At 68.7% G+C, this 14662-nt stretch carries 8 protein-coding genes; 1 reads left to right on the plus strand and 7 read right to left on the minus strand.

What is annotated here, in order from left to right; all coding sequences use genetic code 11:
* The 6 genes from C665_RS01775 to acs form a co-directional block, all read right to left on the minus strand.
* Positions 1-1017: VC_2705 family sodium/solute symporter (locus tag C665_RS01775; protein WP_004298603.1), on the minus strand; the 1017-nt coding region annotated here is incomplete at its 3' end.
* Positions 1018-1054: 37 nt separating this feature from the next.
* The gene (locus C665_RS01780; RefSeq protein ID WP_004298605.1) at positions 1055-3364 is read right to left on the minus strand and encodes an exonuclease domain-containing protein; all 2310 of its coding nucleotides are present in this window, start codon (positions 3362-3364) and stop codon (positions 1055-1057) included.
* 3 nt (positions 3365-3367) lie between these two features.
* Positions 3368-3736 (minus strand): response regulator transcription factor, encoded by a 369-nt coding sequence (locus tag C665_RS01785; protein WP_004298607.1) that lies wholly within the window; start codon positions 3734-3736, stop codon positions 3368-3370.
* 30 nt (positions 3737-3766) lie between these two features.
* Positions 3767-6508: a sensor histidine kinase gene (locus C665_RS01790; RefSeq protein WP_004298609.1), complete on the minus strand. Its 2742-nt coding sequence runs from the start codon at positions 6506-6508 to the stop codon at positions 3767-3769.
* 13 nt (positions 6509-6521) lie between these two features.
* Complete coding sequence (locus C665_RS01795; RefSeq protein WP_004298611.1) at positions 6522-6719, minus strand: hypothetical protein; 198 nt, start codon at positions 6717-6719, stop codon at positions 6522-6524.
* Positions 6720-6914: 195 nt separating this feature from the next.
* On the minus strand, positions 6915-8879 hold the full coding sequence (acs, locus tag C665_RS01800; protein ID WP_004298613.1) for an acetate--CoA ligase: 1965 nt from the start codon (positions 8877-8879) through the stop codon (positions 6915-6917).
* Between the two features lie 288 nt (positions 8880-9167).
* Between acs and C665_RS01805 the strand changes: the two genes are divergently transcribed.
* Complete coding sequence (locus C665_RS01805) at positions 9168-10700, plus strand: fumarate hydratase (RefSeq protein WP_004298615.1); 1533 nt, start codon at positions 9168-9170, stop codon at positions 10698-10700.
* A 90-nt stretch (positions 10701-10790) separates the two neighbouring features.
* Here the strand turns inward: C665_RS01805 and C665_RS01810 are convergent, their stop codons facing one another.
* Positions 10791-14546: a bifunctional diguanylate cyclase/phosphodiesterase gene (locus C665_RS01810; RefSeq protein WP_051021661.1), complete on the minus strand. Its 3756-nt coding sequence runs from the start codon at positions 14544-14546 to the stop codon at positions 10791-10793.
* Positions 14547-14662 lie beyond the last annotated feature (116 nt).

The following is a 14662-nucleotide window of genomic DNA, read 5'->3' on the forward strand; positions in this document are numbered from 1 at the left end:
CGCGCGCTGCCAGGCCTCGCGGGCCTCGGCCGGCGTGCGCGGCAGGTCGCGCAACGCGCGCTCGGTCAGTGCGATGTCGCGCGCCGGCGCGCTGTCCAGGCGCATGCGGTTGAGCTCGTCGATCATGCGCCGGCGCTCGTCCTCGAGCGAGGCGGGCAGCGCGGCGATCTTGTCGGCGTAGTCGCGCGCGCGCGCGCTGTAGAGATCGCGCACCGCGCGCTCGGTGGGAGCCTCGAGGAGCTCGTCCTCGCGCGCGCTGATCTGCTGCAGCACGGTGCCGTAAACCGCCTGCGGGATCGGAATCCCGGTGAGCTTGTAGGACAGGATCACGACCGGAACGAGGTAGGCAATGATCAGGATCACGTACTGCGCCACCTGGGTCCAGGTCACGGCGCGCATGCCGCCGAGGAAGGAGCACACCAGGATGCCGGCCAGGCCGATGAAGAGCCCGATCTCGAACTCGACGCTGACGAAGCGGCTGGTCACGAGACCCACGCCGTAGATCTGCGCGACCAGATAGACGAAGCTCGCCAGCACCGCCGCCGCCAGTCCGACCAGGCGCGCGACGTTGCCCTGGTAGCGCGCGCCGAGGAAGTCGGGGATGGTGTATTGGCCGAACTTGCGCAGGTAGGGCGCGAGCAGCAAGGCCACCAGCACGAAGCCGCCGGTCCATCCGGTCACGAAGGCCAGGCCCTCGAAGCCGCTGAAGTACAAGGTACCGGCCAGACCGATGAAGGATGCGGCGCTCATCCAGTCGGCCGCGGTCGCCATGCCGTTGAACAGCGCCGGCACGCGGCGCCCGGCGACGTAGTACTCGGTGACGTCGGAGGTGCGCGAGAGCACGCCGATGGTGGCGTAGATCGCGATCGTCACGAACAGGAAGACGTGGCCGATGAGCTGCTGCGACAGGCCCAGGCTCTCGCCGATCGCGAGCAGCACGACGAAAAGCGCGAAGCCGAGGGTGTAGATGCCGTAGTAGCGGCGCAGCTGGCGCGCGAAGCCGGGGTTGCGCCTCAAGGGGAATGCTCTCCGCGCGGCCTGCGGCAGCCGGTCATCAGTACTTGACCCGCGCGTAGTAGGTCTTCTCGGCGGCCTCGCGCGCGTCGCGCAGGGTGCGGATGCCCTTCTCGGCGAGCAGCGGGATCAGCTTGAGAAAGACCTCGGCGGTCACGATCGCGTCGCCGAGCGCGGTGTGACGGCCGACGATGGTCAGGCCCAGGCGCTCGGCGATCGCCTCCAGGCGGTGCGACTCCTGGTTGGGATGCACCACTGCCGACAGCAGCAGGGTGTCGATCACCGGATGGTCGAAGCGCAGGCCGGTCTGCTCTTCCTTGAGCTGCAGGAACCGCATGTCGAAGGCGGCGTTGTGCGCGATCAGCACGGTGTCGGCGGCGAAGGCGTGGAAGGCGGGCAGCACCTTGTCGATGGTGGGCTGGCCGCGCAGCATCTCCGAGGTGATGCCATGGATCTTGGCCGACTCGGGGGCGAGCGGACGCTCCGGGTCCACCAGCTGCTCGAAGGATTCCGCGCGCAGCAGCTTGCCGTTGAGGATGCGGGTGGCGCCGACCTGGATGATCTCGTCGCCCTGCGAGGGGTTGAGCCCGGTGGTCTCGGTGTCGAACACCGTGTAGCTGAGCTCGGAGAGCAGGCGGTCGTCGAGTTCGTGCGACTTCTCCGACCACGCGAAGAGATCGAAGTCGTAGTACTCGGGACGGCTCTCGCCGCGCAGGTAGGTCTCGGCCTCGGCCTGCTCCTGCGGCGTCGCCGCCGGCAGCAGGATGCGGAAGAAGGCACGGTGGCGCACCTTCTCGCGCTCGAGCCACATCTCGCCGTCGTGGCGGTCGACCACGTCGCGCACGGTGAGCGGGCTGCTCTCGTCCTCGATCTTCATCGGTTCGAGCTCCCAGCTCATCACCGTCTCGGTGCTCATCGCCTGCCCCGACCAGATCAGGTCGAGGTGCACGAGGCGCCCGGCCGCGCTCAGGCGGAAGCGCACCTCGCGCACCTCGAATTCGTCCGACAGCCGGCTGGCGAGGTAGGTGATGGCCTGGATCAGCGAGAAGCTGTCGACCTTCACCCACAGGGATTCATCGACCTCCTCGAGCTTGGTGGGCAGGCCGATGCGGGCCTCGATGCGGCGCTGCGCCGCGGCGATCAGGTCGGCGCCGAGCATCTCCTCGAGCGGCCAGCGCGCCTTCAGCGAGTCGGCGAACTCGTTCGCCGTGTGGTCGAGGCGCTGGCTCATGGCCTGCACCTCGTCGCGCACCACCTTGCGGAAACGCGTGCGCATCTCGTCGGTGAGGTCCTCGAACTCGAGCATGTCGGCCGCCGCGCGCACGTTGGCGAGCGAGGCGCGGTTGCCCTCGGTGAGGTTGTGCAGCATCTGGTCGCGGCGCGACTCGGTCTCGAAGTTCCGCGTGATGTTGTCGAGCATCAGGATGAAACCGGTGAGCGTGCGCTCGGACGTGACCGCTGCCGCGGCGACCTCGGGCGCTGCGGGGGACGCGCCGCCCCCTGCATTGCCAGCGCCGTCGCCCTCCGCTGCCGCATTCTGCTGCACACCGGTCACGCTCCCTGCGGCGACGGCTGTCGACTCCGCCGCCACAAGCGCCGGCGCGGCCAGCGACAGCACCGGCGCCATCTGCACGCGCAGCAGCTGGCCGGCACGCGTGGTGGTGACGAAGTTGGCCTGTGCCTGGGCGGCACCGCGACGCAGGCGCTGCTGGATGGTGTCGAGCGCGTGCGCGATCAGGTTGCGCTCGAAGACGCCATAGATGGAGCGCCCCAGCCCGATCAGCTCGCCGCCGCCGGCCACGCCGGGCGCGTCCGAGAGCGCGCGGAACTGGGCGCGCGCACGGTTGTTGTAGAGCAGCACGCGGCCGTCGAGGTTGCACACCACCACGCTTTGGGTGAGCTCGGACATCAGCGCGGCGAGGCGGTCCTTCTCGAGCTCGACCGAAGCCTTGGCGCGCCCGATCTGCGCCTCCACGTCCTGCAGCAGCACGTCGCGCTGGCTCGCGAGCTCGTTGGTGGCGACCGCGAGCTGCTGCACCTCGGGCGGCCCCTCGGGGTGCACGCGGAAACCGCGGTTGGCCCCCAGCATCAGGCGCAGGTTCTCCGACATGCGCAGCAGGCCCTGGACGTACTGACGGAAGAGCACGCGCACCACGCCCACCCCGGCAGCGAAGCCCATCGCGGTGAGCAGGGTACCGAGCGTGAGGTGCGGCGACAGCACCTTCAGGAGCAGGTCGCGCGCCTCGCCCTCGGTCTCCACCCAGACGATCAGCGCCGTGAGCAGGAAGGGCCCGGTCATCAGCAGGAACAGCACGACGACCGCGAGCATGAATCGCGCACGTGCCTGCATGATTCAGTGCTCCAGAAGGCTGCGCACCTTGTCCACCAGCTCGCGGGTGGAGAAGGGCTTGGTCATGTAGGCGTCGGCGCCGAGCGCGAGGCCCTTGGCGACCTCGGTGTCGCGGCCCTTGGCGGTCAGCATCAGGATGCGGATTCCCGCCATCTCGGGGTCGGAACGGATCTCCTGGCAGACCTCGAAGCCGCTCTTCTTCGGCATCATCACGTCTAGCAGCACCAGGTCGGGTCGCGAGGCGCGGATCCTGCGCACCGCCTCCTCGCCGTCGTTGGCCACCTCGACCTGGTAGCCCTCGCGCTTCATGAGAAATTCCAGCGAAATGACGATGTTCTGTTCATCGTCGGCAATCAGTACTTTCTTGTCCATCAGCGTCTCCTCCCCGCCCGATATTCTATGTCATCCCTCGCCCGCCGCCGACTTCAGCGGCAGCTCGAAGGAGAATGTCGCGCCCTCGCCCGGCACCGACTCCAGCCACAGCCGACCGCCGAAGTGCTCGACGATCTGGCGGCTGATCGGCAGCCCCAGGCCGGTACCCTGCGGTCGCGAGCGTTCGTCGCCGCCCTGGCGGAACTTCTCGAACACCACCGGCTGCTGCGCCGGCTCGATCCCCGGCCCGTTGTCCTTCACCGCGACGCGCAGGCGTTCGCCATCGCAGCTCAACGTCACATCCACGCGACCGCTGCCCGTGGGCACGAACTTCGCCGCGTTCGACAGCAGGTTCAGCATCACCTGCAGCAGTCGGTCGTGGTCGGCACGCAGGGTCGGCACCGACTCCGGCAGGTGCAGGTGCAGTTCGGCGCCGCGGTCGCGGAAGAGCTGCAGGGTGGCGTCGCCCGAGTGGCGCACCAGTTCGCACAGGTCGATGTCGGTGTTGTGCCACTCGGCATGGCCGGACTCGATCTTGGCCATGTCGAGCACCTGGTTCACCAGGCGCGACAGGCGCACCGCCTCGGACACGATGATGCCGAGGAAGCGCTGGCGGTCCTCGACGTCGATGTCGGGGTCGTCGAGCATCATCTCGGAGAGCGCTCGGATCGAGGTCAAGGGCGTGCGCAGCTCGTGCGTCACCGAGGACATGAAGTCGTCCTTGAGGCGGTCGAGCTCCTTCAAGCGCTCGTTGGCGGCGCGCAGCTCGGCGGTCGCGGCCTCGAGCGCACGCGACTTCTCCTCGAGCTTGTGCGAGTAGGCGCGCACCTGCGAGGCCTCGTCGAGGATGTCCATGACCTCGCCGAGCCCGAGCGGCTCCGCCTGCACCACGGTCGACACCATCACCCGCGCGGAGGCGCTGCCGATCGCGCCGGCGAGCAGGGTCTCGGCGAAGTGCACCAGCTCGGGATCGGCCTTGAGCTCGGAGACCTGCTGCAGGCCGTGCGAGCGCGCGTAGGCGCCGAAGGCCTCCTCGGTGCGGCGCTGCCCGAGGAAGCGCGCCACCAGCGGCACCAGCTCGCCGGCCTCGGCGCCGGTGCGCCAGAAGCTCGCCGGCGCCGCCGCGCCGCTCCGGAACACGTCCACAAAGAGCGCGCCCTGGGTCGCCTCCGGCCCGGTCGGCACGCGCAGCATCGATACCGCGACGTAGCAGCCGATGTTGGCGAGCAGGCTCCAGAACAGCGCGTGGCTGATGTTGTCCAGGCCGGTGAGGCCGAAGAGCTGCTCGGGCTTGAGCCATTCCAGGCCGAGCACGCCGTGCTCGAGGAAGCCCGGATCGAGCCAGCCCGACTTGGCGAACGAGGGCAGCAGCAGCGTATAGACCCACACCGCGAAGCCGGCGAGCAGACCGGCGAGCGCGCCCTCGCGGGTGCCGCCGCGCCAGTACATGCCGCCGATCACCACCGGGGCGAACTGCGCCACCGCGGCGAAGCTGATGAGGCCGATGCTGACCAGCGCGTAGGCCTCGCCGGCGAGGCGGAAGTAGAGGTAGCCGAGCAGCAGCAGCACCACGATCGCACCGCGGCGGATGCCCAGCAGCAGGCCGGTGAGGTCGCGCTCGCGCGCGAGGTCGAGCCGCCGGCTGCGCAGCAGCATCGGCATCACCAGGTCGTTGCACACCATGGTGGAGAGCGCGATCGCCTCCACGATCACCATGCCGGTCGCCGCCGACAGGCCGCCGATGAAGACGAGCAGCGCGAGCGCGCTCTGCCCGTGCGCGAGCGGCAGGGTCAGCACGAAGGTGTCCGGATCCACGGTGCCGCGGCCGAAATGCAGCAGCCCGCCGATCGCGATCGGGATCACGAAGATGTTGATCGCCAGCAGGTAGGCGGGAAAGACCCAGGTCGCGCGGCGCAGGTGCTGCTCGTTGACGTTCTCGACCACCGCGATCTGGAACTGCCGCGGCAGGAAGATGATGGACAGCATGGCCAGCAGCACGTGAGCGAACCAGCCGCCGTAGCCGAGCCGGCCGGCACCGTCGAAGGCGAGCAGGCGGTGCAGCTCGGGCACGGCGGCGGCGCGCGCGTAGAGGTCGCCAAAGCCGTCGTAGAGCCAGTAGGTGACGTAGATGCCCACCGCCAGGAAGGCGAAAAGTTTGACCACCGACTCGAAGGCGATCGCCGCGACCATGCCCTCGTGGCGCTCGGTGGTGTCGAGGTGGCGGGTGCCGAACAGCACCGTGAAGGCGGCGAGCGCGAGCGCGATGTAGAGCGTGCCGTCCTGCCACCAGCCCGCCTGGCTCTCGATGCGGAACAGCGGGTCGTGCTCGCCCACCAGCAGCGCGTAGCCGCTGGAGATCGCCTTCAGCTGCAACGCGATGTAGGGCACGATGCCGACCACCGCGATCAGCGTGACCAGCCCGCCGAGCAGGTGGCTCTTGCCGTAGCGCGAGGCGACGAAGTCGGCGATCGAGGTGACCCGGTAGCTGCGCGCGATGCGGATCATCTTGAGCACGACCAGCCAGGCCAGGGTCAGGCCCAGCGTCGGCCCGAGATAGGTGGGCAGGAACCACGGCCCGCCCGAGGCGGCGCGGCCGACGCTGCCGAAATAGGTCCACGCGGTGCAATACACCGCGAGCGAAAGACTGAAAACCCAGGGATTGTCGATGACCGAGCGCCCGGCATCCGCGCGCCGGTCGCCGAAGTAGGCCACCGCGAACAGCAGCAGCAGATAGGCGAACGAAGCGCCGACGATCAGCCAGCCCGGGAGCATGCCGACCTCCGCATCAGCGCGCCCCGCGCTCGACGATCCACGCCACGACCAGGATCAGCGCGACCCACACCGAGAACAGATAGACGTGGAGCAGCGGCAACCCGAGAACGGTCTGCGGCCGGTCGAACAGGGACAGTATGGGATAGTTGAGCAACACCAGGCCGGCGATGAACACGGCCACCAGCCGCTGCCCGGCCAGACCCTTGCGCATCCTGTCGCTCCCATGAAACGAGCCACGGCAAACGAAAAGGCGCAGCGCCGCCCTGCTCTTCGTGGCAGGGTCGGCGCGACGCACGATCAGGGGCACGCCTTGCGCGTACCCGGTCTCCCCCCGGCACCGGCTCGCTGGCCGGCTTCCTCCTGTCGTTCAGGAAGGCCGGACGCGGGGCGCCCGGCCGGCACTGCATCAGCCCTTGAGCTGCTCGAGGATATGCGGGTTCTCGAGCGTCGAGGTGTCCTGGGTGACATCCTCGCCCTTGGCGAGCTGGCGCAGCAGGCGGCGCATGATCTTGCCGGAGCGGGTCTTGGGCAGGTTCTCGCCGAAACGGATGTCCTTCGGCTTGGCGATCGGCCCGATCTCGTGACCCACCCAGTTCTGCAGTTCCTTGATCATCTTCGCGGCATCCTCGCCGGTCGGACGCGCGCCCTTGAGCACCACGAAGGCCACGATCGCCTCGCCGGTCAGGTCGTCCGGACGACCGACCACGGCGGCCTCGGCCACCTTCTCGTGCGCGACCAGGGCCGACTCGATTTCCATCGTGCCCATGCGGTGGCCGGAGACGTTCAGCACGTCGTCGATACGACCGGTGATGGTGAAGTAACCGGTCTCGGCGTCACGGATGGCGCCGTCGCCCGCGAGGTAGAGCTTGCCCTTGAAGTCCTCGGGGTAGTAGGTCTTCTTGAAGCGGTCGGGATCGCCCCAGACGTTGCGGATCATCGACGGCCACGGCTTGGTGACGACGAGGATGCCACCCTGACCCCAGGGCACCTCGGTACCGGTCTCGTCCACCACCGCAGCCATGATGCCCGGGAAGGGCAGCGTGCACGAGCCCGGAACCATCGGCGTGGCGCCCGGCATCGGCGTGATCATGTGCGCACCGGTCTCGGTCTGCCAGAAGGTATCGACGATCGGGCAGCGGCCGCCGCCGACGTTCTCGTAGTACCACTCCCAGGCCGCCGGGTTGATCGGCTCGCCGACCGAACCCAGGATGCGCAGCGAGGACAGGTCGTACTGCTTCGGATGCACTGCCGGGTTGTTGTCGGCGGCCTTGATCAGCGAACGGATCGCGGTCGGCGCGGTATAGAAGATGCTGACCTTATGGTCCTGGATCATCTTCCAGAAGCGGCCGGCGTCCGGGTAGGTGGGCACGCCCTCGAACACGATCTCGGTCGCGCCGCAGGCGAGCGGGCCGTAGGTGATGTAGGTGTGACCCGTGACCCAACCGATGTCGGCGGTGCACCAATAGACGTCGTTCGGCTTGATGTCGAAGGTGTACTTCATCGACAGCACGGCCTGCAGCAGGTAGCCGCCCGAAGAGTGCTGCACGCCTTTCGGCTTGCCGGTGGAACCCGAGGTGTAGAGCACGAACAGCGGATGCTCGGCCTCGACCCACTCCGGCTCGCAGACCTCGGACTGGGTGGCCACCACGTCGTGGAACCAGCTGTCACGGCCGGCGACCATGGCGATGTCGGCACCGGTGCGCTTGACGACGATGACGTTCTTGACGGTATCGCAGCCGCCGAGCGACAGCGCCTCGTCGGCGATCGGCTTGAGCGGCAGCGCCTTGCCGCCGCGGAACTGGCCGTCGGAGGTGATCACGGCCACGGCAGCGGCGTCCTCGATGCGATCGCGCAGCGCCTGGGCGGAGAAGCCGCCGAACACGATCGAGTGGGTGGCGCCGATGCGGGCGCAGGCCTGCATCGCGACCACGCCTTCGATCGACATCGGCAGGTAGATGATGACGCGATCGCCCTTCTTGACGCCCATGCCGCGCAGGGCGTTGGCGAACTTGCTGACGCGGGAGAGCAGGTCCTTGTAGGTGATGCGGGTGACTTCGCCGCCGTCGGCTTCGAAGATCAGCGCGACCTTGTCGCCGAGGCCGTTGGCCACGTTGCGGTCGAGGCAGTTGTAGGAGACGTTGAGCTTGCCGTCTGCGAACCACTTGAAGAAGGGCGCATTCGACTGGTCGAGGACCTGGGTGAAGGGCACTTTCCAGTCCAGCAGCTCCTTGGCGCGACGCCCCCAGTAACCCTCGTAGTCGTCCTCGGCTTCCTTGCACAGCGCGCGATAACCGTCCATGCCGGACACCGCTGCGTTCTTGACCATCTCTTCCGAGGGATTGTAAATGCGGACTTGTTGCTCGTTGGACATGCTCACCTCTCCTCAACTGTTCAAATGGTTGAAGCTACCCGTTGCGGGTGGGCTGGTTGAACCCAGCCTATGATCCGCCCGAACGCCGACGCCCCGTGAGGGCCCTCCCCGTCCGGACACTCGGATGCCGTTCGAAACGCCGGCATTAGAGAACAGCTATCTTACACAGGACTTACACCGCCCGGCCAGCGACGGCCGGCGGGGCCGGTGGTAGAATCCGGCGCCACTCCGGGCCTTCCGGTCCGGTCGCGTCATTCTGCCCCCATGTCATTCCGGAGACCAAGCGCCATGACGATCATTCGCCAGGAAGACCTCATCCAGTCGATCGCGGATGCCTTCCAGTACATCAGCTACTACCACCCGCTCGACTACATCCAGGCGCTCGGCGAAGCCTACGCGCGCGAGGAAAGCCCGGCCGCGAAGGACGCGATCGCGCAGATCCTGACCAACTCGCGCATGGCCGCCGAGGGCCACCGCCCGATCTGCCAGGACACCGGCATCGCGGTCGTCTTCCTCAAGGTGGGCATGAACGTGCAGTGGGATGCGAAGATGAGCGTCCAGGAGATGATCGACGAGGGTGTGCGCCGCGCCTACAACCACCCGGACAACAAGCTGCGCGCCTCCGTGCTGCTCGACCCCGCCGGCAAGCGCCAGAACAGCAAGGACAACACCCCGGCGGTGGTGCACTACGAGGTCGTCGCGGGCGACGAGGTCGAGGTCATCTGCGCGGCCAAGGGCGGCGGCTCCGAGAACAAGACCAAGATGGTCATGCTCAACCCCTCCGACTCGATCGTCGACTGGGTGCTCAAGACCGTGCCGACCATGGGCGCCGGCTGGTGTCCGCCGGGCATCCTCGGCATCGGCATCGGCGGCACGCCCGAGAAGGCCATGCTGCTGGCCAAGGAATCGCTGATGGATCCGGTCAACATCCACGAGTTGCGTGCGAAGGCCGCCTCCGGCGCCACGCTCTCCCGCGTCGAGGAGCTGCGCCTCGAGCTCATGGAGAAGGTCAACGCGCTCGGCATCGGCGCCCAGGGCCTGGGCGGCCTCACCACCGTGCTCGACGTCAAGATCATGGACTATCCGACCCACGCCGCCTCGCTGCCGGTCGCGATGATCCCCAACTGCGCCGCCACCCGCCATGTGCACTTCCACCTCGACGGCTCGGGCCCGGCGCATCTGCCCACGCCGAAGCTCGAAGACTGGCCGCAGGTCACCTGGAAGGCCGACACCAACGTCGCTACCCGCGTGAACCTCGACACCCTCACCAAGGAAGAGGTCGCGTCCTGGAAGCCGGGCCAGATCCTGCTGCTCAACGGCAAGATGCTCACCGGCCGCGACGCCGCGCACAAGCGCATCGCCGACATGCTGGAAAAGGGCGAGAAGCTGCCGGTCGACTTCACCAACCGCGTGATCTACTACGTCGGCCCGGTCGACCCGGTGCGCGACGAGGTCGTCGGCCCGGCAGGCCCCACCACCGCGACCCGCATGGACAAGTTCACCCGCATGATGCTGGAGAAGACCGGCCTCATCTCGATGATCGGCAAGTCCGAGCGCGGCCCGGTTGCGATCGAGGCCATCAAGGACAACCAGTCGGCCTATCTGATGGCGGTCGGCGGCGCGGCCTACCTGGTGTCGAAGGCGATCAAGGAAGCCAAGGTCGTCGGCTTCGCCGACCTCGGCATGGAGGCGATCTACGAATTCACCGTGCAGGACATGCCGGTGACGGTCGCAGTCGACGCCAAGGGCACCAGCGTGCACAACACCGGCCCGCAGGAGTGGCAGGCGAAGATCGGCAAGATCCCGGTCGTCGTCGCCTGAACGCCCTCGACGCGCGCCCTGCCCCCGAGCGCTTCCCGGAGCGCCCGCATCGAGGGGCCGGGGCGCGGGTGGAGGACGCAGGGCGCGGGCTCAGGCCCGCGCCTGCCGCCACGCCGAGGGCGGCGACCAGTTCGCCACCCAGGCCGGAATCTCTTCCGCCGGCATCGGCCGCGCGATCCCGTAGCCCTGCGCCACCTCGCAGCCCAGTTGCAGCAAGAGGCTGCCGTGCTCGACCTCCTCGACCCCCTCGGCGATCACCTCGCGCTTGAAGGCATCGGCCAGCCCCATGATCGCCTTCAGGATGGCGAGGTCCTCGGCGTCCTCCACCATCCCGCGCACGAACAGCTGGTCGATCTTGAGACGCGCCGCGGGTAGCCGCTTGAGATAGGCGAGCGAGGAATACCCCGTCCCGAAGTCGTCGAGCGCGAAGGACACGCCGATGCGTGCGCACGCCTCGACGATGCGCGTGACCTGGGCGATGCTCTCCAGCGCGCTCGTCTCCAGCACCTCCAGTTCCAGCGCGCCCGGCCCCAGATCGGGGTGGCGCGCCAGCGCCGCCTGCAGGCGCGGCATGAAATCCGCCGCCTGCAGGTGACGCGCGCCCACGTTCACGCTCACCGGCAGGAACAATCCCGCGTGCTGCCAGGCGGCAACCTGGGCGAGCGCCTGTTCGATCACCCAGTCGCCGATCTCGACCGCGAGCGGGTGGTCCGCCACCACGGGCAGGAAGCCGCCCGGCTCGAGTTCGCCCTGGCGCGGATGCCGCCAGCGGATCAGCGCCTCGGCACCCACCACCGCGCCGCTGCGCATGTTCACCTTGGGCTGGTACAGGAGGCGGAACTCGCCCGTGCGCAGCGCGCCACGGATCGCCGCCAGGGTCTGGTGGCGCCCGCGCTGGGAGCGGTCGTGCGCGGTGTCGAAGAGGTGGTAGCGGTTCTTGCCGGCGAGCTTGGCCTGGTACATGGCGAGGTCGGCCTGGCGCAGCAACTGGTCGGCGTCGACCTCCTCCGCCTGCGGGTACAGGGTCAGGCCGATGCTCGCCGAGACCTTCACCTCCTGCCCCGCAAGCTGGACCGCCTGCGAGACCGCGCCGAGCAGGCGGCGCACGAGCAGTTCGCAAGCCTCTACATCGGGCAGGTCGAGCAGCAGGGCGACGAACTCGTCCCCCCCCAGGCGCGAGATGCTGTCGCCCTCGCGCAGCGCCGCCTTCATGCGCGCCGCCACCACCGCGAGCAACTGGTCGCCGGCCTGGTGGCCGAGGGTATCGTTGATGGCCTTGAAGCCGTCGAGATCGATGTAGGCGAGCGCGAGCTGCTGACCGCGCCGGCGCGCCTGCGCCATCCCGCGCTGCATGCGGTCGCTGAGCAGGACGCGGTTGGGCAGCCCGGTGAGCGCGTCGTAATGCGCGATGTATTCCAGGCGCGACTCGTGCTCCTTCTGCTGGGTGATGTCGGTCAGCGTCCCGGAAAGGCCCGCGGGCCGGCCTTGCGCGTCGAACGCGCGCCGCGCGCTCATCTCCAGCCAGCGGAATCCGCCGCCGGCGCAGCGGTAGCGTGCCGCGTGGGTGCAGGACTCGAGCTCGCCTGCGAGCACCTGCTCGATCATCTCGCCGTGCTGGTCGCGATGGTCCGCGTGCACGTGGGCGAGGAAGTGGCGGCCGAGGCTATCCGCGAGCGCGTAGCCGGTGATGTCGGCCCACGCCTTGTTGAGAAAGGTCCAGCGCCCTCGCCCGTCGAGCTGGAAGATGACCTCGCGCACGCTCTCGACCACCGAGCGGTAGCGCGCCTCGCTCGCCTGCAGGCCGTCGTGGGCGCGCTTGCGCTCGATGACCCCGCTGAAGGCATTGCCCACCAGGGTCATCAGGGTCTTGTCCTCGTCGGTCCAGGTGCGCTCGCTGCGCACCGCGTCGAGCCCGATGACGCCGCGCACCTGGCCGTCCACGACCATCGGCACGCCAAGCACCGAACGGATCGACTGCGCCCCGAGCAGCACGCGGTCGGCCTCGGCCTCGGCCGGCAGCGCGGCGACGCTGGGGTAATCGACGATCGCGAGCTGCTTGATCGTGCGCAGGAAGAGCAGCGAGTCGTCGAAGGGCAAGCCCTGCAGCTTGTGGATCTGCGGCTCGACGCCCTCGGCGCACCACTCGTGGGTGTTGTCGAGCAGGGAACCGTCCTCGGACACCTGGAACACGTAGGCGCGATCCGCCTCGGCGAAGCGCCCGAGCTCGCCGAGCGCCCGATGGAGATGAAGGTCGAGCTCGGCCGGCGAGGCGAGGATCAGATCGGACGAGATCCGCCCGACCAGGCGCTCGAAGGCGATCCGTCCGTTCAGCACGCGCTCCGCGCGCTCGCGCGCCAGCTCGGCCGCGACGCGGTCGTCGAAGATCTCCAGCAGGGTGCGTACCGCCGCCTCGTCGTCGAAGGGGCGGCGACGCAGCGCGACGATCAGGCCGAGCACGCCGCCATCGCGATCGAATAGCGGCATGCCGGCGTAGGCCTCGATGCCCATGCGCACGAGTTCGCGGTCGCGCGGAAAGCGCGCATGCACCCCCCGCGGGTAGATGCAGGCGCCCAGCCCGATCGTGCCATCGCAGGGGGAGTCGGCAAGGGCATAGCGGAACGGCCCGATCGCTGCGCCCTCGCCCCAGCCCGCGCGCACCTCGATGTGCGCGCCGTCCGCGCACAGCTGGCCGACGAAGGCGATGTCCAGATCGAGCGCCTCGACGATGTGCCGGCACACGGCCTCGTAGAAGCCCTCGCCCGACAGCCGCGCGTAGCGCGCCGCGAGCGCATCGAGCGCGAGGTCGCCGCGCTTGCGCTCGGTGATGTCGTAGCAATAGCCGATGTAGCCGACGAAGGCGCCGTCCGCGTCGCGGCGCGGATTGCCCTCGTCCGAAATCCAGCGGTAGCCGCCCGCGGCGTGGCGCAGGCGGTATTCCATGCGGAAGGACTCGCGGCGGGCGAAGGCTCGTTGCCAGGCGTCGAGGCAGCCCTCCAGGTCGTCCGCATGCACGTCGGCCACCCAGCCCGTGCCTTGCGATTGTTCCAGCGTGCGGCCGGTGAACTGCAGCCAGGTGTCGTTGAAATAGTTGCATCCGCCGTCCGCGTCCGAGGTCCAGATCAGCGCCGACTTGCTGTTGGCGAGCTCGCGGAAATGGCGTTCGCTCTCCTCCAGGGCGCGACGTGCGGCCTTGCGGTCCTGCTCGGTGCGCAGCGCGATGATCATGCTCGCGCAGGTGACCAGCATCGGCTCCAGCTCGACGATCAGGGCGTGGTCGTAACCCTGCGCCGCGTTCGCCAGGCCGACCATGCCGATCAGCTGCCCGCCGTGGAACAAGGGCAGGCCGAGAAAGGCGCGCAGCTCGGGGTGGCCGGGCGGCACCCCTGCGCCGCGGGGATCGCCCGCGGGCGCATTGCAGATCACCGGCGTGGCGGTTCTCACCACCGAACCGAACAAGGTGTCGAGGTTGTGGAACTCGAAACCGCCGGTGCGCATGCGTTCGAACAGGGCGCGCGACTCGGGACTCCAGGAGATGTCGCTGAGTCCGTGCATGCGCAGGAAGGACTCGCCGGCCTCGTCGTGCAGCACTTCGCCGATGAAGCCGTACTCGCTGCCGGTCAAGGCCACCAGCTGGTCGAGCATCGCGGAGAAGGTGTCGGCGGACGAACGCCCCACGAGCATGCCGCGCTGCAGCGTGGACAGCACCGACAGCATCTGCGCCTGGCGCGCCACGCGACGCTCGAGGTCGGCGAGCGCGACGGATGCGGGCGGTGGCGCCGGCGGCACATCCCCATGTCCTGCCCGGGCGGGCACCTCCACCGACGACTCGATCCTCAAGCCCGACATCCGATCCCCTCGAATCCGCATGCACGACAAGCGCGCATGTTAGCGGGAAGCTCTTTCCAGCGGCATGACTGCAACGCCCGGATGCATAAAAAAGGGCGCCGACCCTCGCGGTCGAC

The organism is Thauera aminoaromatica S2 (assembly GCF_000310185.1).
In the GTDB taxonomy this organism is placed as follows: domain Bacteria; phylum Pseudomonadota; class Gammaproteobacteria; order Burkholderiales; family Rhodocyclaceae; genus Thauera; species Thauera aminoaromatica.